At 65.6% G+C, this 25,724-nt stretch carries 20 protein-coding genes; 14 read left to right on the forward strand and 6 right to left on the reverse strand.

Features of this window, described 5'->3' with window-relative positions; all coding sequences use genetic code 11:
- Positions 1–8 precede the first annotated feature (8 nt).
- Both J2805_RS13925 and J2805_RS13930 read right to left on the reverse strand, forming a co-directional pair.
- Positions 9–863 (reverse strand): matrixin family metalloprotease, encoded by an 855-nt coding sequence (locus tag J2805_RS13925; RefSeq protein ID WP_309977170.1) that lies wholly within the window; start codon positions 861–863, stop codon positions 9–11.
- Between the two features lie 53 nt (positions 864–916).
- Positions 917–2,095 (reverse strand): VIT1/CCC1 transporter family protein, encoded by a 1,179-nt coding sequence (locus tag J2805_RS13930; protein WP_309977172.1) that lies wholly within the window; start codon positions 2,093–2,095, stop codon positions 917–919.
- A 257-nt stretch (positions 2,096–2,352) separates the two neighbouring features.
- Here J2805_RS13930 and J2805_RS13935 point away from each other — a divergent pair, with 257 nt between their 5' ends.
- Positions 2,353–2,583, forward strand: coding sequence for a hypothetical protein (locus tag J2805_RS13935; protein ID WP_309977174.1), 231 nt, complete (start codon positions 2,353–2,355; stop codon positions 2,581–2,583).
- A 108-nt stretch (positions 2,584–2,691) separates the two neighbouring features.
- Here J2805_RS13935 and J2805_RS13940 read toward each other — a convergent pair whose 3' ends face one another.
- A complete protein-coding gene (locus J2805_RS13940; RefSeq protein WP_309977175.1) occupies positions 2,692–4,215 on the reverse strand; it encodes a sodium:solute symporter family protein in 1,524 nt (507 codons plus the stop codon).
- Between the two features lie 298 nt (positions 4,216–4,513).
- Here J2805_RS13940 and J2805_RS13945 point away from each other — a divergent pair, with 298 nt between their 5' ends.
- Positions 4,514–5,089 (forward strand): helix-turn-helix domain-containing protein, encoded by a 576-nt coding sequence (locus tag J2805_RS13945; protein ID WP_307049167.1) that lies wholly within the window; start codon positions 4,514–4,516, stop codon positions 5,087–5,089.
- Positions 5,090–5,134: 45 nt separating this feature from the next.
- Here the strand turns inward: J2805_RS13945 and J2805_RS13950 are convergent, their stop codons facing one another.
- Positions 5,135–7,111 (reverse strand): APC family permease, encoded by a 1,977-nt coding sequence (locus J2805_RS13950; protein WP_309977179.1) that lies wholly within the window; start codon positions 7,109–7,111, stop codon positions 5,135–5,137.
- A gap of 406 nt (positions 7,112–7,517) precedes the next feature.
- On the opposite strand from J2805_RS13950, the gene J2805_RS13955 reads away from it, so the two are divergent.
- From J2805_RS13955 to J2805_RS13980, 6 genes are all read left to right on the forward strand, one after another.
- Entirely contained in the window at positions 7,518–8,978 is a 1,461-nt protein-coding gene (locus tag J2805_RS13955; RefSeq protein ID WP_309977180.1) for an ammonium transporter, read from the forward strand.
- Positions 8,975–9,316 (forward strand): P-II family nitrogen regulator, encoded by a 342-nt coding sequence (locus tag J2805_RS13960; protein WP_309977181.1) that lies wholly within the window; start codon positions 8,975–8,977, stop codon positions 9,314–9,316. The genes J2805_RS13955 and J2805_RS13960 overlap by 4 nt, the downstream gene beginning before the upstream one ends.
- Before the next feature lie 121 nt (positions 9,317–9,437).
- Entirely contained in the window at positions 9,438–10,556 is a 1,119-nt protein-coding gene (gene speB, locus J2805_RS13965) for an agmatinase (protein ID WP_309977183.1), read from the forward strand.
- Entirely contained in the window at positions 10,553–12,247 is a 1,695-nt protein-coding gene (locus tag J2805_RS13970) for a thiamine pyrophosphate-binding protein (RefSeq protein WP_309977185.1), read from the forward strand. The genes speB and J2805_RS13970 overlap by 4 nt, the downstream gene beginning before the upstream one ends.
- 200 nt (positions 12,248–12,447) lie before the next feature.
- Positions 12,448–12,927 carry a MarR family winged helix-turn-helix transcriptional regulator gene (locus J2805_RS13975; RefSeq protein WP_309977188.1) on the forward strand — a complete coding sequence of 160 codons (480 nt, stop codon included), beginning with the start codon at positions 12,448–12,450 and terminating at the stop codon, positions 12,925–12,927.
- A 93-nt stretch (positions 12,928–13,020) separates the two neighbouring features.
- Complete coding sequence (locus J2805_RS13980) at positions 13,021–15,030, forward strand: MFS transporter (protein WP_309977578.1); 2,010 nt, start codon at positions 13,021–13,023, stop codon at positions 15,028–15,030.
- A gap of 65 nt (positions 15,031–15,095) precedes the next feature.
- On the opposite strand, the gene J2805_RS13985 is transcribed toward J2805_RS13980, so the two are convergent.
- Positions 15,096–15,899, reverse strand: coding sequence for a class F sortase (locus J2805_RS13985; protein WP_309977190.1), 804 nt, complete (start codon positions 15,897–15,899; stop codon positions 15,096–15,098).
- Positions 15,900–16,086: 187 nt separating this feature from the next.
- On the reverse strand, positions 16,087–16,896 hold the full coding sequence (locus J2805_RS13990) for a hypothetical protein (RefSeq protein WP_309977191.1): 810 nt from the start codon (positions 16,894–16,896) through the stop codon (positions 16,087–16,089).
- A 426-nt stretch (positions 16,897–17,322) separates the two neighbouring features.
- On the opposite strand from J2805_RS13990, the gene J2805_RS13995 reads away from it, so the two are divergent.
- The 6 genes from J2805_RS13995 to J2805_RS14020 all read left to right on the forward strand — a co-directional run bounded on the left by J2805_RS13995 (position 17,323) and on the right by J2805_RS14020 (position 25,490).
- Positions 17,323–19,056, forward strand: coding sequence for an ABC transporter ATP-binding protein (locus tag J2805_RS13995; RefSeq protein ID WP_309977193.1), 1,734 nt, complete (start codon positions 17,323–17,325; stop codon positions 19,054–19,056).
- Complete coding sequence (locus tag J2805_RS14000; RefSeq protein ID WP_309977195.1) at positions 19,053–21,086, forward strand: ABC transporter ATP-binding protein; 2,034 nt, start codon at positions 19,053–19,055, stop codon at positions 21,084–21,086. The genes J2805_RS13995 and J2805_RS14000 overlap by 4 nt, the downstream gene beginning before the upstream one ends.
- A gap of 38 nt (positions 21,087–21,124) precedes the next feature.
- Complete coding sequence (locus J2805_RS14005) at positions 21,125–21,541, forward strand: acyl-CoA thioesterase (protein ID WP_309977197.1); 417 nt, start codon at positions 21,125–21,127, stop codon at positions 21,539–21,541.
- 86 nt (positions 21,542–21,627) lie between these two features.
- Entirely contained in the window at positions 21,628–21,870 is a 243-nt protein-coding gene (locus J2805_RS14010) for a PLDc N-terminal domain-containing protein (RefSeq protein ID WP_309977198.1), read from the forward strand.
- A gap of 82 nt (positions 21,871–21,952) precedes the next feature.
- Complete coding sequence (locus tag J2805_RS14015) at positions 21,953–24,184, forward strand: McrB family protein (RefSeq protein ID WP_309977200.1); 2,232 nt, start codon at positions 21,953–21,955, stop codon at positions 24,182–24,184.
- Between the two features lie 25 nt (positions 24,185–24,209).
- The gene (locus J2805_RS14020; RefSeq protein WP_309977202.1) at positions 24,210–25,490 is read left to right on the forward strand and encodes an McrC family protein; all 1,281 of its coding nucleotides are present in this window, start codon (positions 24,210–24,212) and stop codon (positions 25,488–25,490) included.
- Positions 25,491–25,724: the final 234 nt, after the last annotated feature.

The following is a 25,724-nucleotide window of genomic DNA, read 5'->3' on the forward strand; positions in this document are numbered from 1 at the left end:
GGTTGCTGTCAGAGGTCCTTTCGGCAGGAGGCCTTGCCCAGCTGGTACAGGCCGTTCAGGTCGCCGGCGGCGAGGCCGTCCGGAGTGCCGATTTCCGGGTACATCAGCTGCAGGGGATCATCGACGTGTTCCAGCCCCATCACGTGGGACAGTTCGTGCAGGATCACGGCGGTGGCGTAGGCCGGGCCCTGCGGCCGTTCCAGTTCGCCGGCTATCTGCGGGGCGTCGAGGTCCAGGCTGCCGGTGACGAAAGTCTTTGGGCCGCCGTCGAAGCTGTAGTGCGTGCTCCCGCCGGTGCCGATGACCTGGCCCTTGAGCTTGGGGGCGGCCTCCGGAGTGGTCCATGAGATGAGGAGCGGAGCCCAGCGCTCGCCGTAGGTTTCCGGCTGGTAGGGATCCCGGTCCTCGGACGGCGCCTCGGTGGACGGGCCGTCATTGATGAAGCGGATGCCTGTGGCGCGGGAAATGGTGGCGACGGCTTCCTCCACCAGGTTTTCCGAGCCCGCCGGCGCCAGCCCGGCATTGACCACGTAGTGCAGCGGGCGGCAGGGCGAATAGCCCACGGGCGTGCCGTCGTCGTTCGTCGCCAGGAACTGGAAGGAATCGCTGGGGACGGGCGGCTCCGCCGGCGTTCCCAGCGGGGAGTCTTCTTCCTCCAGGCCAGGGGGAGGCGCGTCGGAACCAACGGCTTCCGCTGCGGTTCCGGGTTGCTGGTCCGCGGCCTGACCGTTCGGGACGGTGCTGTTCCGGAACTCGAAGAGCCCCACGAAACGGGGATCGCCGTAGAACAGTCCGGCAGCCGTGAAAGCCGCCACCGCGATCAGGGCGGTGAGGGCCGCGTTGCGAAGGATGCGGGCCGTCATACCCATCCGGCTGGAATGCCGCGGCTTCCGTCGGCCGGACGGCGGACTGTCCACTAGGCCACCACCGCGCCAAACGCCAGGCCGAGCAGATAGGTGACGCCGGCCGCGCCCATGCCGATGGCCAGTTGCCGGAAACCGCGGCTTGTGGGGGAGGTCCCGGACAGCAGTCCGACGACGCCGCCAGTCACCAGCAGCGCCATGCCCACCAGCACTGCGGAAACCACCAGTGCCGCGATGCCGGTCATGCCCAGCAGGAACGGGATGATGGGAATGATGGCGCCGGAGGCGAAGAAGCAAAAGCTCGATGCCGCCGCACTCCAGGCCGTGCCCACTGCCTCGTGCTGGTCCTCGGCGTCGGGGAGTTCGGGCTGGAGTGACAGGCTGGGGTCGCAGTCGCAGCTCAGCAGTCCCATCCGTTCCGCCACACGGTGCTCGGCGGCTTCCCGGGACATCCCGCGGGCCAGGTAAACCAGCAGCAGCTCGTTGTGTTCGATGTCCAGCCGGGGTGCGGCGGAAAGGGTGATTTGGGTGGGCCTTGTTGCAGCCAGCAGCTCGCGCTGGGAGCGGACGGAGATGAATTCTCCCGCGCCCATGGACAGCGCCCCTGCGAGGAGCCCGGCCACACCGCTCAGGAGCACCACCTGGCTGCCGACACCGGACGCGGCCATGCCCATGACCAGCGACAGGTTGCTGACCAGGCCGTCGTTGGCGCCGAACACGGCAGCCCTGAAGGAGCCCGCCAGCCGGTTCCGGCCGCGCGTGGCGAGTCCGCGGACAACTTCTTCGTGGATCTGTTCGTCGGCAACCATGGCGGGCGTGGCGAACGGGTCCGAGGAGTATGGGGAGCGGCCCTCGGCGCGCTGGGCCAGCGCCAGCACGAACACTGAACCAAAGTGGCGTGCCAGGAATCCCAGCAGCTGGCTGCGGAGGGATGCCGGGCGGGGCTTCCCGGCGTGATCACCGAGGAGCCGGAGCCAATGCGCTTCGTGCCGGCCCTCTGCCTCGGCCAGGGCCAGCAGGATGTCCCGCTCCTCGCCGCGGCGGTTCTGGGCCAGGTCGCGATAGACGGCAGCCTCGGCACGTTCATCGGCGAGGTACTGGCGCCAGCGCCTGATGTCGGCCGGGCTCGGGGAAGTGGCCGGGCTGGCGGCGGTGTCGGCTTCGGCGGTTTCTGCGGCCGGGGTGTCGGCGGGGCGGGGCTGGTTCCGGTCAGATTTAGCGTGCTGAGACACGAACACTCCTGGGCTTGATAGGGCATGGTTCGGCCCCATTGCAGGTCCAGCCTACCCCGGTTTCACGCCAATTTTCGGCCGGTAGTCCTCACCTGGAAGTTTAGGTGAACCTCAAAAACCGCGGCGGTGGAGGGGCTTTCAGGGCGTGCAATGCACCGGCTATTGACCGGACCGAATGCCGGTGCTGTGATGATTGCCAGGGCAGGTGCTTCACGGCCCGGCCCCTGGACGCACAACCAGACAGGGAGGTTTGCACCATGGATACCACCGGATCACGCCCCACCCAGCCGGAACGCGACACCATCGAATCCGATCCCGCTTATGACTTTGCCGAAGACGCGCCCATCGACGACGCAGTGGAGTCCGAGGAAGAGGAACTGCTCGAAGAGGCCGACCGGCGGGTTCCCCTGGGCGAGGAGGACTTCCTTGGCGACGAGAAACCCGTGGTGCCCTTGGAAGACTTCCCTGAGCCTGAGGAAGAAGAGTGATTTAGTCCCTGCTGCAGCCGCCGAGGATGTAACGAACGACGGCGGTGCCTCCCTCCGGTTGGAAAACCGTGCAGGGGAGGCACCGCCGTCGTGCGGTGTTCTGTTTTGCTACTTGGTGAGAACCGGAGCCGGTTCCACTTCGGCAGCGTTGCCGGCCACCCGCTCCTGCCAGTGCTTCATGACTGCCGGGTCAGTCCGCTTGGTCAGCAGCGACACCGCGACGTAGACGACGGCCGAGGCGATCAGGCCGAAGTAGATCGGCTCGTTGGCGTAGATGCCGTCCAGCGGCGCCGCGGCGTTGATCTCCAGGTAGATCATGGTGCCCAGGGTAACGACGGAGCCCACGGCCATGGAGGCGGCGGCGGCAACACCCGTTCCGCGCTTCCACACCAGTCCGCCCAAAATCGCGACCAGGAGTCCGCCCACCAGGATGTCGTAGGCGATGGTCAGTGCGGCCACCACATCCTTGGTGATGATGGCGATGACAATGGCCACAACGCCAAGTCCAAGGACCCACATGCGGTTGGCCTTGACGTCGTGCTCAGGGTTGTCGGAGTCATTGGTGTTGATGTCCTTGCCAAACCAGCTCGCCACGAAAGGAAGGACGTCGGCGCGGGCCACCGTTGCGGCTGCGATGAGTGCACCGGAAGCAGTGGACATCATTGCGGCAACGGCCGCTGCCAGCACCAGGCCGCCGACGCCGATGGGCAGCAGGTTCTGCGCCACCTCGGCGTAGACAACGTCCTTGCCCTCGGTCGCGACGTCGATCTCCGGCAGCGCAACCCGCGCACCCAGGCCGATCAGGGCGCCTGCAGCACCGTAGAGGATGCAGTAGATGCCGGCCGTGGCGCCGCCCCAGCGGGCAACAGTGGGGGTCTTGGCGGTGAAAACGCGCTGCCAGATGTCCTGGCCGATCAGGAGGCCAAGGGTGTAGACCACGAAGTAGGTGATGATGGTCTGGACGCCGATGCCGTCGATCTGGAAGAAGCTGTCCTCGACGCGGCTGCGGATGCCGTCCAGGCCGCCAGCGGCGTTGAGCGTGAAGGGCAGCATCAGGAAGAAGATTCCCACGGTCTTGATCACGAACTGGACCTGGTCCGCAAGGGTGATGGACCACATGCCGCCGATGGTGGAGTACACCAGGACGATTGCGCCGCCGATGGCGATGGCCAGGGCACGCTCCCATCCAAACAGGACCACGAAGATGGTGGCATATGCGCCGGTGGAGGTGGCGCAGAGCATAAGTGTGTAGGCCAGCATCACGATGCCGGAGGTCTGCGTGGCCCGGCTGCCGTAGCGGAGCGTCAGCATCTGAGAAACCGTGTAGATTTTCAGCTTCTGGATGGTGCCGGCAAACAGGAGGCTCAGCAGCAGCACGCCGGCACCGATGGCCACGACGAGCCACATGCCGGAGATGCCGAACTTGTAGCCGAGGCCCACGCCGCCCACCGTTGAGGCGCCGCCCAGAACCACGGCGGCCATGGTGCCCGTGTACAGGAACGGGCCGAGCCTGCGGCCGGCCACCAGGAAGTCGCTGTTGTTCTTGGTGCGGGACTTGCCCCACCAGCCGAAGGCCAGCATGGCGACCAGGTACACCACCACAATGGCGATGTTGACGAAATTTGCGTCCATGAGAAGGCTCCTTGGAGCTGATTGGCAGCAGGGCCGGAGTTCGCGGGAGCGTCAGCGCAGTGCCGGAAATCCGCTGCTAGATTGCGGGTGATGCAGGGGGAGATCCCTGAAGTGACTTGATAATTCTCCAGGTGATTGTCTAATAGACAACACTTGTTGCCTAAAAGAATATGTTGTGACGGTGGTAACAGTCAAGGTGCATCTGACATCCACGGGCCATTCCCGCGTCACAGGGTGGCTCTCCGGCTAGTATGGCTCCAGCAATGGGGCCGTGCGGCCGGCTGCGAAAGGTTCGTTAATGAAGGCTCTACCAGTTGAACCGAGCAACATTCCAGTTGCCATCGGTTCGCGCATCCGCGCTGCCCGCCAGTCCCAGCGGCTCACCATCGAGCAGGTGGCAGACGCCACCGGTCTCACCAAGGGATTCCTGAGCCGGGTTGAACGCGACCTCACCTCCCCGTCGGTCGCCTCTCTGGTTACGCTGTGCCAGGTGCTGTCCATCTCCATCGGCGACCTGTTTGCAGCGCCGGAAACCCACCTGACCAAGAAGGACGAAGGGCCGCGAATTTCGCTGGGCGGCGAAGGCATCATCGAGCGGCTCCTGACTGCGCGCTCGGAACGGCGGGTCCAGATCATCCAGGCCGTGATCGAGCCGCGCGGCCGCGGCGAATCCGAACTCTACGCCGTGGACTGCGACGTCGACGTCCTGCACGTGATCAACGGCCGGATCCGGCTGATCCTCACGAACGAGGAATACGAGCTCAGCACCGGCGACACGGTGACGTTCCCCGGCCGGGAGCCGCACACCTGGATCAACCCCACAGACGACGCCGTCGAGGTGCTCTGGGTGCTGGTCCCGGCCGCCAGCCGCTGACCCGGCGCTTTCAGCCGCCGGGTCGGCAGGCTTTCAGCCGCGGGCTTAGCCCACGTGGACCCATGGCCGGCGGGTGACGTCCGGCTCCGCCTCGCGCAGAACCTCCCGGGTTACGGGGGCGATCTCACCCTCGCCGAACAGCAGGAACCGCGTCAGGTTTGTCAGCGGATTGCCTTCGGTCCAGCGGAAGTAGATGTGCGGCATCAGGCCTGTGACGTCGCGCAGGTGCAGCAGCACGGCCGCCAGGGTGTTGGGAACATTATTGCTGTGGATTTCAAGGATACGGAAGCCATGCCGGATCTTCCCCGTGACCACGAGTTCCTGCTCAAAGTCCGAACTGTCGTCAACAAGGATCTCGATGAAGATCGCGTCGCTGTCCGCCGGCAGGTGGTTGGCGAGTTCCGCGTGCTCCAGCTTGGCCCGGTACCGCGCGGCGCTGAGGCGTTTGGGCTCGTGGGCAATCAGCCGGATAGGCCCCTCCTCGCTTGCCGCCATGAACTCCAGGGCCCGTTCATCCAGCCGGATGTGGGTGGCGCGAAGCTCGAAGGACCGCCTGACGCGTGAAGCGAAGCTCACCACCACGATGCCGAGGATGAACATCGCCGCGATCTTCAGGCCGTCAGGGCGCTCCACCACGTTCGCAACCGTGGTGTAGAGGAAGACGACGGCGATGGCCCCGAAAGCGACCGTCCGGCCGCGCTGGTGCTTGCGGCGGGCGGACAGCGTGACGGCGATGGAGGCTGACGTCATCAGCACCAGGACGCCGGTGGCGTAGGCGCCGCCCTGTGCTTCGACGTCGGCCTCGAAAATCACGGTGATGAGGAAGGCGACGGCGGTGAACACCAGCACCAGCGGCCGCACGGCCCGGGTCCAGGCGGGCGCCATGCCAAAGCGCGGCAGGTAGCGGGGCACCAGGTTGAGGAGCCCTGCCATGGCGGAGGCGCCGGCGAACCAGAGAATAGCGATGGTGCTCAGGTCATAGACGGTCCCGAAACCGTCGCCCAGGTACTGGTGGGCCAGGAAGGCCAGCGCGCGGCCGTTGGCCTTGCCGCCGGGTTCGAACTCGGCTGCCGGAATGAGGAACGTGGTGATGAAGCTGGACGCGATGAGGAACGCGCTCATGATCAGGGCCGCTGTGGTCAGGAGCTTGTGCGCGCCGCGGATCCGGCCCGTCGGGTTCGCTTCGGTGTCGTCCGGGCTGCCCTGGATCTGAGGCATGACGGCGACTCCCGTTTCGAAGCCGGAGAGCCCAAGGGCGAGTTTCGGGAAGACCAGCAGGGCGATGCCGATCATCACCAGCGGGTTCCCGTGCTGCTGGTTGAGGGCGGCCCACCAGTCCGTCACTACGTGGGCTTCGGCGAAAACATGCGCGAGGCCCACCAGCACCACCACCGCATTCAGCAGGAGGAACACCGCCACGAGGACGACGGCCACGTTGATTGCTTCCTTGAAGCCGCGGAGGAAGACGACGCCCAGGCCGGCGATCAACGCCAGCGTTATGGCAACTTCCTGGCCGTGCAGGAAGTCGGGGGCGAACGGGTTCTCCACGGCGTGCGCACTGGCATCCGCGGCCGAGAGCGTGATGGTGATCATGAAGTCCGTGGCCGCGAACCCCAGGAGGGCCAGGACGAACAGCTTGCCGCCCCACCGAGGCAGGAGCCGCTCAAGCATCGCGATGGAACCCTCCCCTCGCGGACTCTCCGAGGCAACCCGTCGGTACACCGGCAGGGCTCCGAGGAGCGTAACGGCCACCAGCACCACGGTGGCCAAAGGCGAGACCATCCCTGCGGCAAGCGCGGCAATGGCGGGCTGATAGCCAAGGGTGGAGAAGTAGTCCACCCCGGTGAGGCACATGACCTTCCACCAGGGCTGGGGTGTGTGGTTCGCCTGTGGCTGGCCGTGAGGTCCCTGCCGTTTTCCGGATCCTTCGGGCATGCCCTCCAGCAGCCAGCCCTTCAACTGCCGGGGCTTGCGGTTGAACCTGTCCGAGGGGTCGGCGGGCGGCCGGGTGAGCGTGGTCACGGTGTCCTTTCACGCAGCATACCCTTGGGCCGCTTTCGGTCCGGGGTGCTGCTTCTGATTGGAGCGTAGGCCCGGGGAACTCCGCGGAGCGCGGGCCTTAACGAAACCTTTACGCCTTATGTGACCGTCATCACTTCCCGGTGGGAGTGCTCCAGTGCGGGGATCTGCACCTGCGCTGCTCGCGGGGTGACGATGGTGAGATGTGCGTCACATTTTGGAAACCTGCCGGAAACGCAGGATTCATGCCCGGCCGGGCGGTTTAACTTCCCGGAAAAACTTCGCGGCCATGGCCGAAACACTCCGGTTGTAGCGTCGGCCTTGGGGAACGCATAGCTGCATCGTCGTTTTGAATGGTCTCGCCGTCGCCGGCGCCCAGGAGCGCCACTTCTTGAGGAAGGCTCCCGAAATGAACATCTCTCAACTCAACGTAGGAATGGCAGCGGATCCCGCGGTGCTCGATCCCGGCGCCACGGCCTGGATGCTGGCTGCGTCCGCGCTGGTCCTGCTGATGACCCCCGGCCTGGCGTTTTTCTACGGCGGCCTCGTCCGGATGAAATCGGTCCTGAATATCATGATGATGAGCTTCGGTGCCATGGGCGTTGTTGCCGTCGTCTGGGCATTGTGGGGGTATGGGCTGGCGTTCGGGCCTGACACCATGGCCGGGCTCGTCGGCGATCCCTTTGCCAATCCGGGCCTGAGTGGACTGACCAGCACCATAGGGGGCAAGGCGCCCGGACTCCCGGACATGGTGTTCATCGGCTTCCAGGCAACCTTTGCCATCATCACCGTGGCGCTGATCAGCGGAGCCGTCGCTGAACGGGTGAGGTTCGGGCCGTGGCTGCTTTTCGCCGCGCTGTGGGTCACGCTGGTCTACGCCCCCATCGCCCACTGGGTCTGGGGCGGCGGACTGTTCGGCCCCACGGGCATCGTGGGCAGCAAGATCTCGGCGCTCGACTTCGCCGGCGGAACGGTTGTCCACATGAACGCCGGGATAGCGGGACTGATGCTCGCCGTCGTGCTCGGAAAGCGCCTCGGATTCATGAAGGATCCCAACATCCGGCCGCACAATTTGCCGTTCGTGATGCTCGGCGCAGGGCTTCTCTGGTTCGGCTGGTTCGGTTTCAATGCCGGCTCCGAGCTCGCAGCCGACGCTACCGCCGGCCTGGCCTGGACCAACACCCTGCTGGCCACGAGCGCGGCGCTGCTGGGCTGGCTGCTGATCGAAAGGCTTCGGGACGGTCATGCCACCTCGCTCGGCGCCGCGTCGGGAGCCGTGGCGGGCCTGGTCGCAGTCACCCCTGCCTGCGGGTTCGTTGACCCCATCGGAGCCATCCTGATCGGGGCCGTAGCCGGAGCGGTCTGTGCGCTCGCGGTCGGACTCAAATTCAGGATCGGCCTCGATGACTCGCTGGACGTGGTGGCCGTGCACTTCGTCGGCGGCCTGTGGGGGACGCTCTCCCTGGGGTTCTTCGCCGTCCCGTCCGCCAAGACCGAGGGCGGGCTCTTCTACGGCGGCGGCATGGCACAGTTCTGGCCGCAGGTCCTCACCGCGCTGATTGTCACGGCCTGGAGCGCCGTCATGACCACGCTGATCGGACTGGCCATCCATAAGACGATGCGCATGCGGGTGTCCGAAGCCAGCGAGCAGTCCGGCATCGACGTCACCGAACACGCCGAAACTGCGTACGAGCTGCTGATGGTGGGCGGCACCTTCCATCCGGGCGAGCACCACGGCAAGCCCGTACCCGCGGAGGGGCGGACGGACCATCCACAGGCCGCTTCCGCGGACTCCGATGAGCGGGTTACAAGTGGCCAGCCGGACCGTGAGGCAGCCCGGCAGGCAGGAAGCAGCAAGGTGCGGACATGAAGCTCATCACGGCCATAGTCCGTCCGGAAAAGGTCGAGACCGTCAGGGCGGCTTTGGAAGGGTTCGGCGTCAGCGGCCTGACCGTGAGCCAGGCAAGCGGCTACGGCCAGCAGCGCGGCCACGTGGAGGTCTACCGGGGGACCGAATACAGTTCCGACCTGCTGCCGAAGGCCAGGGTCGAGGTGTTGGTGTCCGAGGAGTCGATGGACGGTGTGATGGCGGCCATCGAAGCCGGCGCCAACACGGGGCGGTTCGGGGACGGGAAGATCTGGACCGTTTCCGTGTGCGATGCCGTCCGAGTCAGGACGGGGGAGCGGGGTGGGGCTGCCATCGACTAACTAAGGAGTGCCAGGCGGAACGCCCGCAGGCTCGATTGGTAAACACTTGATGCACAAAGGGAAACTTAAGTGTATGATGGGTGTCACACTACCGATCCATCCTCGAAGGAGAGGCGTTCCTTTGGAAGAGCTGCGCATCGAGGCCAACGGCAACCTTGGCCCCATCGATTCATCCCGTATTCCCCGCTACGCCGGAGCCGCCACCTACGCCCGACTGCCCCGGCTGGACCAGGTGGCCAAGGCCGACATCACGGTGGTGGGAGTGCCCTTCGACTCGGGCGTCTCCTACCGCCCCGGCGCCCGTTTCGGCGCCAACCACGTCCGCGAGGCCAGCCGGCTGCTGCGTCCCTACAACCCGGCGTGGGACGTCAGTCCGTTCGAAAACGTCCAGGTGGCGGACGCCGGCGACATGGCCGTGAACCCGTTCAACATCAACGAGGCCATCGAAACCATCCAGCAGAACGCCCTGGACCTGACGGCCGGGGGCAGCAAGCTGGTCACCCTTGGCGGGGACCACACCATTGCCCTGCCGCTCCTCCGGGCTGCCGCTGAGCGCGCCGGCGAGCCTGTTGCCATGCTGCACTTCGATGCGCACCTGGACACCTGGGACACCTACTTCGGTGCCGAATATACCCACGGCACCCCGTTCCGCCGCGCAGTCGAGGAGGGCATCCTGGACACCGAGGCCATCAGCCACATCGGAACTCGCGGGCCGCTGTACGGCAAGAAGGACCTCGACGACGACCACCGCTTCGGCTTCGGCATCGTCACCTCGGCCGACGTCTACTACCAGGGCGTCCTGGAGACGGTGGCCAAGGTCCGGGACCGCATCGGCAACCGCCCGCTGTACATTTCCGTGGACATCGACGTCCTCGACCCCGCACACGCGCCGGGCACCGGAACGCCGGAAGCCGGCGGCATCACCAGCCGTGAGCTGCTGGAGATTATCCGCGGCTTCCGCGGCATGAACCTGGTGGGTGCGGACATCGTTGAGGTGGCTCCCGCCTACGACCATGCGGAAATCACCGGCGTCGCTGCCAGCCACGTTGCCTATGAACTCGTCACCCTCATGGCTGACTCCGCCGTCGAGGGCAACAGGTTCGGCAGCGCCAACGGCTACGCCGCCCAGGCGCTCGGGCAGGAGAAGCGAAACCAGGCGGGCTTTGCCGCATCCTCGCCGGTGGTCGAGCCTGTCGAGGCAGGAATCATCCGCCCCGCCGTCGAGGAGTTCTCCAAGTGATCGATTTTGATCCGGGCACAGCGGCCCCCACTAAAGGCACCGATGCGCGCAACGGCGGGGATCTCGTCGTCGAAACCCTGGAAGCGCTGGGCGCGAAGACGGTCTTTGGCATTCCGGGCCAGCACGCGCTGGGCCTGTTCGACGCGATGGGCCGGGGAAACCTGCACTTCGTGTCCTCGCGGGTGGAGAACAATTCCGCGTTCGCGGCCGACGGGTATTCGCGGGCCACGGGCGAGGTCGGTGTGCTGTTCCTGTCCACCGGCCCGGGTGCGCTCACGTCCTTGGCCGGACTTCAGGAAGCGTACGCCACCGGTGTGCCCATGGTGGTGGTGGCCAGCCAGATTCCGCTGGACGGGCTCGGCGCCCGCCGCAAGGGCATGCTGCACCAGCTCGATGACCAGAAGGCCTCGGCCGCGAATGTCACCAAGAGCCAGCGGCTGATCCAGCACGCCTCCGGAATCCCTTCGGCCATCCAGGATGCCTGGACCGAAGCCATTTCCTCCCCGCAGGGCCCGGTCTGGCTGGAGATCCCGCAGAACGTCCTGCTGGATCCCATCATGGTTCCGCCGGTGGAGGACGCCCTCGCCGAGGCAGCGGACAACCCGCCCCGGGTGGAGCTGGTCCGTGAAGCGGTCAAATGGCTTTCGACGGCGCAACGTCCGGCGATCATCGCCGGCGGCGGCACGCGCCGCGGCCGGGCAGAGAAGTCGTTGCTGTCCATCGCGGAGAAGCTGCGCGCCCCGGTGATCTGCACCCCCGGCGGCAACGGCGCTTTCCCCTGGAACCACGAGCTGTCGCTGCAGTCCTGGATCGAGGACCGGTACATGACGGACCTGCTCGAGGACGCGGATGTGCTGATCGTCATCGGCTCCTCCCTCGGCGAGGTCACGTCCAACTACTTCACCTTCGAGCCGCGCGGCCGGATTATCCAGATCGACGCCGAACCCCGGGTTTTGGAGTCCAACCGGCCCGGCCTGGGCATTCGGGCCGACGCCGGCCAGGCGCTTGCCGCCCTCGATGAGGCCCTGACCGAACCGCACGGGGAGCGGGCCGACTGGCATGGGACCTCACCGGAGGCGCTGGTCAGGGAATCCCTGGCCAAGGTCAAGGCCCGGCTGGAGTCCCAGGACCTCGGCAAGGAACTGAAGTTCATGGCGGACATCCGCGAAGCCGTACCCGCGGATATGCAGACGTTCTGGGACATGACCATCTCCGCGTACTGGGGCTGGAGCTGCTGGGACGCCCGTGAGGGCCAGTTCCACTCCGCCCAGGGTGCCGGCGGGCTGGGTTTCGGCTTCCCCTCGGCCATCGGCGGGGCGGTGGGGCTGGAAACCACGGGAAAGCCAGGCCGGGTGCTGGCCGTCTCCGGTGACGGATCGGCAATGTACTCCATCTCCGAACTGGCCACCGCCAGGCAGCACAACGTGCCGGTCACCTGGCTGATCGTGGACGACGGCGGCTACGGCATCCTGCGCGAATACATGGTGGGTGCCTTCGGCCAGGCCACCGCCACCGAGCTCGCCCGACCCGACTTCGTCAAACTCGCCGAAGCCTTCGGCGTCCCGGCCGTCCGGGTGGCCCCGGAGGATGTGGGGGACGCGCTCAAGGCGGGCTTCGCCGCTGACGGGCCGAACGTCGTCGTCGTCGAAACCCTGCTCAAGATGTTCGGCCCCACGCACCTGGGCGCCTAAGCAGCACCCCCCAACCCAAACCGCCACCACCACATAGCGCGAACGGACAGTTGAGGCCCCAAAAGCGGGGGCCTCAACTGTCCGTTCGCGCTCGGCGTTTAACCGCTCAGGCGTGCGTTCGCCACCTCCAAGCGATTAGTTTCCCAAAGCAACCAATTTACCGTATAGTTGCCTTAGGCAAGCAAAGGGGTTAACTAGGCATGGCAGTTGCATCGGAAACAGCGGCCGATCTCGTGTACCAGATCTTCGACCTCCAGCGGGCGGTCCGCTGCGTCTCGGTCGCGAGCCTCCGAGGGCAGGAACCGGGGGTGGCACTCCAGGGCGTCCTGCGGTTCGTGGGCGAGGGGGAATCCCGCGCCACGCATCTCGCCGCGAGGCTGGGTGTCAGCGCTCCCGTCCTGAGCCGGCACATTGCCGACCTGGAGGAGCAGGGCCTGGTGGTCCGCCGGCCGGATCCGGAAGACGGGCGGGCCCAGCTTGTGGCGCTGTCCGAGGCCGGAGCGGGGAAACTGCGCGAGATAGAGCAGCAGCGCACTGCCACACTCCAGGGCTACCTGCAGGACTGGAGCGAAGCCGACGCCGAAGAGACAGCGAAAATCCTGAAGAAACTTGCCGAATCCCTCAGGGACTCAGCCCGGGCAAAGACGGCCGGAACCACCGATAACATTCCAACCGCTTAGGAGCTGCACATGGCAAGCCACGCTACAGCCACCGGTCCGTCCCGGGCCCTGTCAAAGACACCACAGCAGTCCGCACCGGCTCCGCAGGCTGCGATGAGCCACCGCCAGATCATGGAGGCCCTCACCGGGCTGCTGGCCGCATTCTTTACGGCGATCATCAGCAGCACCATCGTGGCCAACGCGCTGCCCACCATCATGTCCGAGCTCAAGGGCACCCAGACGGACTTCGCCTGGGTCATCACGGCGGCACTGCTGGCCAACGCCGCCACCACCCCGATCTGGGGCAAGCTCGCCGATCTCTTCGACAAGAAGGTGCTCGTCCAGCTGAGCATTGTGATCTTCGTGGCCGGTTCCGTCATGGCGGGCCTGTCCGAAACGATCCCCCTGCTGCTGACCGCCCGCGTTATCCAGGGCGTCGCCATGGGTGGCCTCACCGCACTGGCGCAGGCCATCATCGGCTCCATCATCCCGCCCCGGGACCGCGGCAAGTACTCCGGTTACATGGGCGGTGTCATGGCTGTGGGCACCGCCGGCGGCCCGCTGCTGGGCGGATTTATCGTGGACAGTCCGCTGGGCTGGCGCTGGACCTTCTTCGTCTGCGTCCCGCTGGCTATCATCGCCCTCATCCTGCTGCAGATTACGCTCAAGCTTCCCCACATCAAACGCCACGCAAAGATCGACTGGCTCGGTTCCATCCTGCTCACCTCCGGCGTCAGCCTGCTGCTGATCTGGGTGTCCTTTGCCGGCAACCCGGAATACTACGACTGGTGGTCCTGGCAGACCGCAGCCATGGTGGGTGGCGGCATGCTGCTCCTGGCCCTCCTCGTTGTGGTGGAGTCCAAAGTGGAACAGCCCATCATCCCGCTCAAGATCATCAGCGAACGCACCACGGCGCTGGCCATCCTCGCGTCCGTCGTGGTGGGCGTCGGCATGTTTGGCTCCTCCGCCTTCCTTGGCCAGTATTTCCAGGTGGCCCGCGGTGCCACTCCCACCGAAGCAGGCCTGCTGACGCTGCCCATGATCGCCGGCAACCTCATCGGCTCGGTGCTGTCAGGCCAGCTCATCAGCCGGACCGGTAAATGGAAGCGCTACCTGGTTGCGGGCTCCGTCCTCCTGATCGGCGGCCTGGGGCTCGCCGGAACCATCGACCACACCACCGAACTCTGGCTGACCGGCCTCTACACCGCGGTCCTGGGCCTGGGGCTGGGCCTGCTGATGCAGAACCTCGTGCTGGCTGTGCAGAACACCGTTCGGGCAACAGACATCGGCACGGCCAGTGCCTCCGTGGCGTTCTTCCGTTCAGTGGGTGGCGCGATCGGGGTGTCCGTGCTCGGCGCCGTCCTGGCCAACCGCGTCAAGGAGCTGGCCGCCGAAGGCCTGGCTGCAGCCGGGATCCCGGCCGCCGGCGGATCAGCGGGAGCCAGCATGGACCTCCAGGACATGCCGGCCCCGATCCGGGACATCATGCGGGCTGCCTACGGTGACGCGACGGCGGAAATCTTCCTGATCTCCGCGGTGATCGGCATCATCGCCCTGGCGGCAGTGCTTTGCATCAAGGAACAACCGCTGCGCCGCACCGTGGACATCGTCCCGGCAACTGCTGCCGCGGACGACGGCGGCACTCCGGTCACTTCCGCTCCCGCCGCCTCGGCCGACGCCGGCATCGTGGACCTCGACCGGGAGTTCATCGAGGTCCTGAGCAGGCAGCGCGCCCATGAGTCCCGCTTCCCCGATGCGGCGCGTCAGGATCGAGGTGCCACACGAGAAGGGCGCGTCCACTTGGACGGGGACGTTCCCTTTGCCGACCGAGAGGGTTCCCTGGCCCGCTCCCGGACCCTGGTGGCTGACCCGCAGTCAGAACCCGCCGACGTCGTGCCCCTGCTGATGCAGACCCAGCAGCTGCTGGCGGAACAGCAGCTCCATCTGGCCGAGGCGCTGCGGGCCGTCCACGAACAGACGGCAGAGCAGCGGGAGATCGCTGCCGAACAGGCGCGCATCAGCGGGGAGCTCACCACCCTCCGGCGGCAGCTTGCCAAGGAACGGAAACTTCAGCGCGCCGCGGCGGACTACATCGCAACGCACGGCCGTCACCGCAGCGAATAGCCCAACAACATACGACGGCGACGGCGGCGTGAGTGCCGCCGTCGCCGTCGCCAGGGTTGCGCTGGTCAGGCCGCCGGGACCGGAGACGCAACCACCACCACGTTTTTCCCCCAGGGATCTTCCGTATAACAGCTGATCAGGACGAGGCGGTTGGGAACGGCAGTCCAGATGGGGCTGTCCTTGAGGCTTGCCTTCACATAGGTGTCCACCGAGTCCACCCTGTACCGCATGGTTCCCGACGCGGTGGTGGCTTCGAAGACGTCGCCCGGGGCGCTCGCGGCGCTGAGCCGGTTGAAGGGAGCGTCGCGGCCTTCCCAGCTGTGGCCCAGGATGTACGTCGTGTTGGTGGACCCGTCACCGGGCATGCCGAGGTCTGATACCCAATAGCCGTCCACGGTGATGGGCGGCACGATCGCCTGGGACTCAAGTTCCTCCGGCGTGCGGGTCAGCGGATGAATCACCACGTCCAATCCGGCCGCCGGATACACGATCCTGGTGGGGGTCGCGGCCGGCGGATACTTGGGCGGGCTCGGAGGGTGCGGTGCCGCGGGGGAGGCCGCGCCGCTCTTCACAGCCGCGTCCTTGCCGCTCCAGGGGAAGGTATCCGGCGGGACTGCATTGCCGGGCAGGCCCGCGACGGCGGAAGGTGAATACGGGGCAGTTGCCGGGTGGGCCCCGGATGTGCCGAACGGATTCCCGGGAGCCGCCATGCCCGGGAGGAAGGTAAACATGAAGAAAGCCACGACGCCGGCAAGGAGCAGCAACAGATCGCCGCGGTTCAGGGACAGGCTTTTCGAGGACAGCGAGCCCCCAAGGCGGGACAGCTCACTCCGCCACCGTTCCAGCACCGGTCGATGGCGGGCTTCCATCCGGGTTGCTCTGTCCTCGGGACCCCCGTCCTCCGGCACTCCAAGTTCCGGTTCGCTGTCAGCCGGGGGCCCGGGAAGGTTGTCTAAGGGACGGCCGGGGAGTGACATCGGAGCACCTCTGTAGGGATAGGCGTGGACGGGCATCGCACCATGCCGGCGGATGCCCGTCCTGACCACAGGATCGGCCTTACTTCGTTGCCTGGAAGTCCTGCAGGCGTCCCCTGTGCCGCAGGGCAACCAGCCCCGTTGCACCAAGCAAAGCCGCAAGGCCTCCGAACCAGGCGGGCGTACCGGAGTCTGTCGGGGCTCCGGCCGCCGTCTGGGCGTTGAAACCGCGGTTGACTACTGCCGGGGCAGCTGCGGCTCCGGCCGGCACTGCGACAACAACCGGCGGAGTGACAGCAGACGGTGCCACGACCGGCGGGACCACGACCGGCGGCGTCACAACCGGCGGGGTCTCTACCGGCGGGGTCTCCACCGGCGGCTTCTCAGCAGGGGGCTTCTCGACCGGCGGCTTCTCAACAGGGGGCTTCTCGACCGGCGGCTTCTCGTGGTCCTTGTCGACGCAGCCGCCCGCCGGGACGGGATAAATATCTGCCCGGCCGTTGTGCCCTTCCTTGTGGCCGTTCCACCACGCCTTTTCGGGAATGGTGATGACGACGTAAGGGTTCTTGTCGGATCCCGTCGCGTGGCAAATGGTGATCTTCTTGGAGCCGTGGCCGTGGCCGTCGTCGTCCTTGTCATGGCCACCCTTTGACCCACCAGGGCAGCCGGATGCGGGCGCAGGAATCAGGTCGCCAGCATGCGAGGCATGGCCGCCATTTCCGTTGGCGGCGTTTTCGCTGACCGTGATGTGGACGTAGGGGTTTGATTCGGAGCCCGTCGCGTGGCAGATGCTGATCTTTTTGTCACTGTCTTTGTCTCCGGCACTTGCCGGGGCAGTGACGCCTATTAACGCAATGCCGGCGATCCCGGCAGTTGCGAGGATTCTCTTCATGGGATTCTCCATCTGGATCATTGAGGACTGACCAGACTGCGGGAGCGGGAGGCCCATGGAGGAGCCGACCGGCCTTCGTAGGTGCCCAGATCACCTGCGACTCTCCTGCAGAGTTGTCAACTAACTGACCACTTCACGCTAATCCTCAGGCACTGGCGTAGTCGCGAGTAGCCGATACTTGACTGGGTACCCGATTTTCACTGCCCGTTCTCCTGAAGGCGGGGGATAACACCCGTTTCACCCGTAACAGGACGCACGTGGGGCACTCTGCCGGCACGCTGGACCGGATACGCCCTACGGATGATATTTACCGGCCGATGTTTCGCATAGGCAACGGATTTCGTATTGTTGGAAGGCTAAGAGTGTCAGCCCCGGCTGGTATTACTTCTTCCATTCACTTCGCGCTCTTCCTAAGGACTACCGGGCATGCTCGTCACCCTCATCCGGCGCTACTCCAAGCCGTATTTGCCGTATATCGCGGCAGTCATTCTTTTCCAGTTGGCGTCCACCATCGCTGCCCTCTACCTCCCGAGCCTGAACGCCCAGATTATCGATGAGGGCGTCTCCCGGGGGGACACTGACTACATCTGGCGAACCGGCGCGGTCATGCTCGGGGTGGCCCTGATCCAGGTGGCTACCGCCATCGCCGGTGTCTACTTCGGCTCGAAAGCGGCCATGGCCTTCGGCCGGGACCTGCGGCGTGGCGTCTTCCGCAAGGTGACGAGCTTTTCGGCCAAAGACGTCAATGTCTTCGGCGCCCCCACCCTGATCACACGTGGCACCAACGATGTCCAGCAGGTCCAGATGCTGGTTCTGATGGGGCTGAACTTCATGGTGGCCACGCCCATCATGTGCATCGGCGGCATCATCATGGCACTTCGTGAGGACCTGAGCCTGTCCTGGCTGGTCTGGGTCTCCGTTCCGGTGCTGATCGCGGTGGTGGGGTACCTGGTGGTCCGCCTTATGCCCCTGTTCCGCTCCATGCAGACAAAGATCGACCGTATCAACGGGATTCTCCGCGAGCAGATCATTGGCATCCGCGTGGTCCGTGCCTTCGTCCGGGAACCGCACGAAACTGAGCGATTCGGCGAGGCCAACCGCGAACTCACCGACGTCTCGCTGAAAATCGGAGCCTTGTTCGTCTTGATGTTCCCGGCCATCGGCATGATCCTCCATGTCTCCACCGCAGCCGTGCTGTGGTTCGGCGGTCAACGGGTGGATGCCGGGGAGATGCAGGTCGGTTCCCTGACGGCTTTCCTGCAGTACCTCCTGCAGATCCTTATGGCGGTCATGATGGGCACGTTCATGGCCATGATGATTCCGCGCGCTTCGGTCTGCGCGGACCGCATCGGCGAGGTGCTCGACGTCGAGCCCTCCATCCATGAACCGGTGGCGCCTGTGGCGCCCACCCACCGGACGGGGCGCGTGGAATACCGCAACGTCTCGTTCGCGTACCCCGGGGCCGAAGAACCAGTCCTGAGCAACATCAGCTTCACCGCCGAGCCTGGCCAGACCGTGGCCATCGTCGGTTCAACCGGCGCCGGCAAGACCAGCCTGCTGTCCCTGCTGCCGAGGCTGTACGACGTCGCGTCCGGGGAGGTGCTGCTCGACGGCGTGCCCATCACCAATCTGGAGCGTTCCGAAATCACGGGCCGGGTGGCCATGGTGCCGCAGCGGCCATACCTCTTCTCCGGGACCATCGAGCACAACCTGCGCTTCGGGAAGACCGAGGCAACGGACCAGGAGCTGTGGGACGCACTTACAGTGGCGCAGGCCGCGGACTTCGTCCGGGAAAAGAAGAACGGCCTCGGGTCAAGGATCGCCCAGGGCGGCACCAACGTTTCCGGCGGCCAGCGCCAGCGCCTGTGCATCGCCAGGGCTTTGGTAACCCAGCCCAAGGTGTACCTGTTCGATGACTCCTTCTCGGCGCTCGACGTCGCAACGGACGCCCGGCTGCGCCGCGCGCTCAAGGCAAAAACCGCCGACGCGACGGTAATCATTGTCGGCCAGCGCGTATCCACCATCGCCGACGCCGACCAGATCCTGGTACTGGACAACGGCCGGATCGTGGACCGGGGCACGCACGATGAACTGCTGCTCAGTTCCACCACCTATCAGGAAATCGTCGAGTCCCAGCTGACCGCGGAGGAAGTGGCATGAGCACCAACGAGAAACTCCCCGCAGGCCAGGAAACACTTCCCGTGGAGGACGACGACTTCTACGAAGAGGAATACAAGCCCACCGAGGCCGACGGCGACATGTTCGGCGGCACGCCGGCGAAGAAGGCCGAGCATTTCTGGCCCTCCGCCAAGCGGCTGATGGGCCTGCTGAAGCCCGAGTCCGCCGGCATCGCGCTGGTACTCGCCATGGTGACAGTGGCCGTGGTCCTCAACGTCGTGGCCCCCAAGATCCTGGGCCAGGCAATGGACGTCATCTTCGGCGGAGTAGTGGGTAAGCAACTGCCCGCCGGAGTCAGCAAGGACCAGTTCGTGGACGGCCTGCGTGCCCAGGGCGAAAACAATTTCGCGGACATGATCGCCAAGATGGAACTGGTCCCGGGCATCGGGATCGATTTCCAGAAGCTGTCGTTCCTGATCAGCGTCGTGCTGGTGATGTACTTCGTGGCCAACATCTTCACCTGGCTGCAGGGCTATGTCCTGAATGTCCTGGTGATGCGAGTGGTCCGCAAACTGCGCGACGACACCGAGAAAAAGCTCAACCGGCTGCCCCTGAACTACTTCGACACCCGACAGCGTGGCGACACCCTGTCCCGCGTCACCAACGACGTCGACAACATCCAGCAGGCGCTGCAGCAAGCCTTCGCGCAGCTGATCAGTTCCGCGCTGACGGTGATCGGCATCGTGATCATGATGTTCATCGTGTCATGGCAGCTTGCCCTCATCGCCCTGGTCGCCCTCCCGCTGTCCGGGGTGGCCGCAGGCATCATCGGCTCCCGCAGCCAGAAACTGTTCGCGGCGCAATGGAAGAACACCGGCCAGCTCAACGGCCAGATCGAGGAATCATTCTCAGGGCACGACCTCGTACGTGTCTTCGGCCGGGATGCAGACACCCTGGAAAGTTTCGACGAACGCAACGAAGCCCTGTACAAGGCCAGCTTCGGAGCGCAGTTCGTCTCGGGCATGATCATGCCGGTCATGCAGTTCGTCTCCTACCTCAGCTATGTCGGCATCGCAGTGGTCGGCGGCCTGAGGGTGGCTTCGGGCGGCATGAGCCTGGGCGACGCCACCGCGTTCATCCAGTACTCGCGGGAGTTCACGCAGCCGCTGGGACAGATGGCCGGCATGGCGAATATGCTGCAGTCCGGCGTTGCCTCGGCTGAGCGGGTCTTCGAATTCCTGGATGCCGACGAGCAGGATGCCGAGACCGCCACCGAGCACCTGCCTGCCAAGACCGACGGCCACGTGGAATTCAAGCACGTGACCTTCAGCTACTCGGAGGACAAGCCTCTGATCGAGGACCTGTCCTTCAACGCCGAACCGGGGCACACCGTAGCCATCGTCGGCCCCACCGGCGCGGGCAAGACCACCCTGGTCAACCTGGTGATGCGTTTCTATGAGCTCAACTCGGGAAGCATCACGCTGGACGGTGTGGATATCACCCGCCTGAGCCGCTCCGAACTGCGGGCCAAGGTAGGCATGGTGCTGCAGGACGCCTGGCTGTTCGGCGGCAGCATCTACGACAACATCAGGTACGGAAACCTCAACGCCACCGACGACCAGGTGATGGAGGCGGCCCGCGCGACGTTCGTGGACCGGTTCGTCCGGGCACTTCCCGAGGGCTACAACACAGTCATCGACGAAGAAGGCAACAACGTCAGCGCGGGTGAGAAGCAGCTCATCACCATTGCACGCGCCTTTGTGGCCAACCCCTCACTGCTCATCCTGGACGAGGCAACCAGCTCCGTGGACACGCGCACGGAAGTCCTGGTCCAGAAGGCCATGGCTGCCCTGCGGACGGACCGGACCAGCTTTGTGATCGCACACCGGCTTTCCACCATCCGCGACGCCGACACCATCCTGGTGATGGAAGCCGGGCGGATCGTGGAGCAGGGGAACCACCACGACCTGCTGGAACTCAAGGGCGCTTATTATCGCCTCTACATGTCCCAGTTCGCCGGCGAGGACGCAGACCAGTCACTTGCGGATGACGCGACGGCGGTGCACAGCTGAGCGCCACCGGCCCCCGCCGCATCGAGGTTCTCGTACCGATGCGGTGGGGCGACATGGATGCGTACGGGCACATCAACAATGTGCAGGTCGTACGGATGCTGGAGGAGGCCCGCATCGCGGCCTTCGGCCCGCCGCGCGGTGCCGGGCTGCCCGGCGTCGAGCCGCAGGTGTCACTCTTCAACGATGTTGAGGAGGGCACCATGGCCTTGGTGGTGGAGCATAAAATCCGCTACGTTCGGACCCTCGAATACCGGAATGTGCCGGCTGTGGTCCAGCTGTGGATCGGCGCCGTGAAAGGCGCCAGCTTCGACATCCACTACCTGTTGCAGGATCCGGTCACCGGGGAGGACTGCGTTAAGGCCACCACCCATCTGGCATTCGTGGATGAGGCTACCGGCAGGGTGCTTCGCCTGACTCCGGAGCAAAAGGAACGGCTCGCGCCGTTCGCGGCCTGAGCCTAAAAGGGCCTGAGCCTAAAGCCCCTACCTGCAGGCGGGGCCTCGTCATTATGATCGTCACTACAACCAAGGAGCATCGGCCAATGGCAACGAAGAAAAAGAAGAAGTCCTGGAAGGAAATGCCTCCGCTGGCCCGGTTCGGAACTGTCCTGGTCGGGGCGGTGCAGCTCTCGCTGCTGGTCGCCGCGCAGCGGGACATTTCCCGTCGCCCCGCGGAGCAGATCCGCGGCAGCAAGGCGGTCTGGCGGATGGTTACGCTGATCAATTTCGTGGGTCCGGGAAGCTATTTTGCGTTCGGGCGCAAGAACCTGCCCGCCGTGAAATAGGACCACCTGCTGATCTACCGCTGAGTAGCAAGCCGGGGCTTCTTGGTGTTGGCGTTCAGGTTTAGCCTGTAAATTTGAAGGCATGACCCCCACCGCGAAGCCTGCCATGACCCGCGCCCCCGGTATCTCCAAGGAGATCGAGGATGCGGCGTGGTTTGTCCTCGGGGCCGGTCTGCAGGGCAGGCCGTCGGCGCTGGACGGGCGGACTCCCACGTGGACGGCGGCCGCCGCTACGGAGCTGCTGGAGCGCCTGGAACGGGGTGTGGCGGACCCCAAGGCGCCCATGATGACCAACCTCCGCCAGAACCTGGCGGATGCCTCGCGGGGAGCCAAGCAGCTGGCTGTCGAACTGCTCTTCCTGCAGTCGCTGCCGCTGGCCCATGAAGTGAAATCGCTCAAGGTCAAGCGCGCCCGGGTGGCAGAGGCGGCGTCATGGCTTGAACCGCCGCTTGAACTGCCCGGCGAGCTTTACCAGGGCATGACAGATCACGGCGTCATCCGCGACCGCACCGCCGAGTTCAACTGGACCATCTGGGATCACCTGAGGTGGCTGTGCCGCTTTGTCCAGCACGTGGACCGGCAGTCCGCGGCCGCCAAGGCCAAGGCATTGAAGGACCCGCTGGCATTCCACCTGCTCGCTGCCGGCACGCCGGATGACCAGCCCGCGATCCGCCGCAGCGTCGAATACCTGGCGTGGCCCAGCTACTTCGAACCCGTGGTGGCTGACGTCGAGCGGCAGGAAATCCGGGATGCCTTCGCCTCCCTGGTGGGCGGCGCCAAGGGCGACAGCGACGAGGAAATAACCGCTGACATCCACCGCATCCGCCTCTACCTCGACAAGCAGGCCGGCCAGCGCATCGACTGGTATGCCCGCCAGCTGGTGAGCCAGTGGCGCAAGGTGGGGGATCCGGGCCGCCGTGCCTGGCTGCTGCGCACCCACCATGACGTCAAGGACCTGCTGACGGCATGGCACGGCGAAGAGAAGGTGACGCTCGACGTGGAGCACCTGCGCCTCCTGGGCCCCGGAGTCACCGCGGGACTGGTCCAGCACGCCGTGGACGAGGACTACAAGCACCTTGGCTATGTGGAGCGCGAGGACAACAAGACCGCCGTCTTCGCCTTCCTCACGGTCATGAAACCGGGCGACCTCGTCCTGTACCAGCACGCCGGCTCTGTTCGCATCGGCGTCGTGCTGGGCGAGCCGGAGCATAACGAGGACAACCGCAGGATGCGGCGCAAGGTCCGCTGGTTCGACGAAGCGCACACCATGACGGACCTTCCCCGGCACGTCCAGCGGCAGCTGGCCACCCCTGGGATCATCGTGGACGTCACCCGGGTGGTCCAGGCACTGCAGGCGCTGTTGCCCGCCGAAGCGGAAGCGGAGGCCGACGACGCCGCCGCGCCGGCCGCCGTCGTCGAACCCGTCCCGGAAGGGTTCCGTCCGCTGACGGAGGAATTCGCGGCGTCCCTGCACATGGACCTGGAACCGCTGCAGGAAATCGCGGAGCTCCTGGAGGAGAACCGGCAGCTCGTGCTGTACGGCCCGCCCGGAACAGGCAAAACCTACCTCGCCAAGCACCTGGCGGCCGAACTTGCCGGTGACAGCACGGACGAGCGCGTCAAGCTGGTGCAGTTCCACCCGTCGTACGCCTACGAGGACTTCTTCGAAGGCTTCAGGCCGGACAAGACCGACGAAGGACAGGTGTCCTTCAAGCTTGTGGCCGGTCCGCTGCGGCGGCTGGCGGAGGAAGCTGCCAAGCCCGGCAATGAAAAGAAGCCGTATTTCCTGATCATCGACGAGATGAACCGCGCCAACCTGGCCAAGGTCTTCGGCGAGCTGTACTTCCTGCTGGAGTACCGCGATGACCGGATCTACCTCCAGTACAGCCCCAATGAACCGTTCACGCTCCCGGACAACCTGTACATCATCGGCACCATGAACACGGCGGACCGCTCGATCGCCATGATGGACGCCGCCATCCGCCGGCGCTTCTCCTTCATCGAGCTGCACCCCAAGACGGAGCCGGTGAAGGGATCCTTGCTCCGCTTCCTGCAGGCCCGGGACCTGGACACCACCCCGGCCCTCCTGCTCGACGCCCTCAACGACGCGATCGATGAATGGGACCGTGACCTCATGATCGGGCCGTCCTACTTCATGAAGAAGGCGGCCCAGACGCCCTCCGGCCTGCGCCGGATCTGGAAGTACGAGCTGATGCCCCTGCTGGAGGAGCACTACCACGGGCAGCTGAACCGGGCCCAGCTGCAAGAGCGCTTTGGGCTTGAGCAACTGCTGGGCCGCCTTGCGTCCCGCTAACGGATTGCAGGTCGCTGTTCCGCCGATGCCCGCACGGAAGCCTTCCAGCTCCGCCAAGGCCGTCCGCCACATCGTCCTGGATGAGCTCTCCGGCGGCGTGGTGGACAAGCTCGACGCCGCCAGCGCCGCGTTCCTGAACGCCAGCGGCCTCGCCAAGGCGTCCCCGATGGGCATGGGACTGTTCAGGATTGAACCGGTGGGCATGGTGGGGTCCGTACGCACGCCCACGGTGCAGCTGGAGGTCCGGCCAAAGGACCGGCTGGGGCTCAGCCGGCTGCTGTTCCTGCTCAGCTATGCGGGGAACCAGGGCTTCCGCGAGGATCCGGTGGCCGCCGTGGAGGACTCGGACCTGTGGAGCGCCCTGGCTGCATCGCTTGCGCAACTGGCGGACCGGGCGTTGAGCCGCGGGGTCCTCCAGGGTTACCTCACCGTGGATGAATCGTTGCGGACAGTCAAAGGCCGGATCCGGATTTCGGACCAGATTTCCCGCCGGCCGGGAATGCTTGTGCCGCTGGAAGTGTCGTACGACGAATTCACCGAGGACATTGCCGAGAACCGCATCCTGCGGGCGGCCCTTGAGCGCATGGCGCAGGTGCCCCGCGTGCGGCCCGACGTACAGAGCCGGCTGCGGCAGCTGAAGGGAAAGCTCGACGCCGTCACTCGTCTTCAGTCCGGAGCGCCGCTGCCGCCGTGGCGGCCCACCAGGATGAACACGCGATACCACGCGGTGCTCCGCCTGTCCGAGGTGATCCTGCGCAATGCATCGGCCGAAGCCGGCGACGGAAAGCAGCAGACGGCGTCGTTCGTGGTGGACATGGGCCAGGTGTTCGAGGATTTCGTGGGGACAGCCCTCCGCGAAGCCATGGCTGCCTACCCCGGCGAAATGCGGCTGCAGTACAACGCCCTGCTGAACGAGGCGGTGCGCGACTCAGACCGGCTCACGGTGAGCCCCGACGCGGTGCATCTGCTGGGCGGCCGTCCCGTGGTGGTCTACGACACCAAGTACCGGGCAGCCACCGACCAGGGCGCGTCACTGTCCGCGGACCACTTCCAGATGCTGGCGTTCTGTACGGCCCTACGGGTTCCCACCGCCTGGCTGGTGTATGCAGGTGCGGGGGAAATGAAGCTCAGGCGCATCCTCAATACGGACATCGACGTGGTGGAGTACCCGCTTGACCTTTCCCTGCCGCCGTCGGACATCCTGGCAGCTGTTGCTGACCTGGCACAACAGTCCTGGGGCGAAGTGGTGCGGCAGGCAGGACTTAATCAAAGGTCGCGGGCGCGGAGCGGCCCGGCATTGACATGAGGTGCATGAGCAGTGCCCTCTCAGGGTTGCCTTGGTTCTTGCTGAGGCAACGGCGAAGCTGATTTCGGATTTCGGATCCCTCCGGATCGGTGTCCGTTAGGATTTCATTGATGATTTCCCACGACTGGTGGCGAATCGGCTCAAGATTCACGCGCCCGCTGACGGGCCCCCCAACGGCATGGATCCCGGAGCGCGCCTGCCACGAATCGCCCTGATGGGAGTTAACGGCTGACA

It is taken from the genome of Arthrobacter oryzae (assembly GCF_031454875.1).
Taxonomy (GTDB): domain Bacteria; phylum Actinomycetota; class Actinomycetes; order Actinomycetales; family Micrococcaceae; genus Arthrobacter; species Arthrobacter oryzae_D.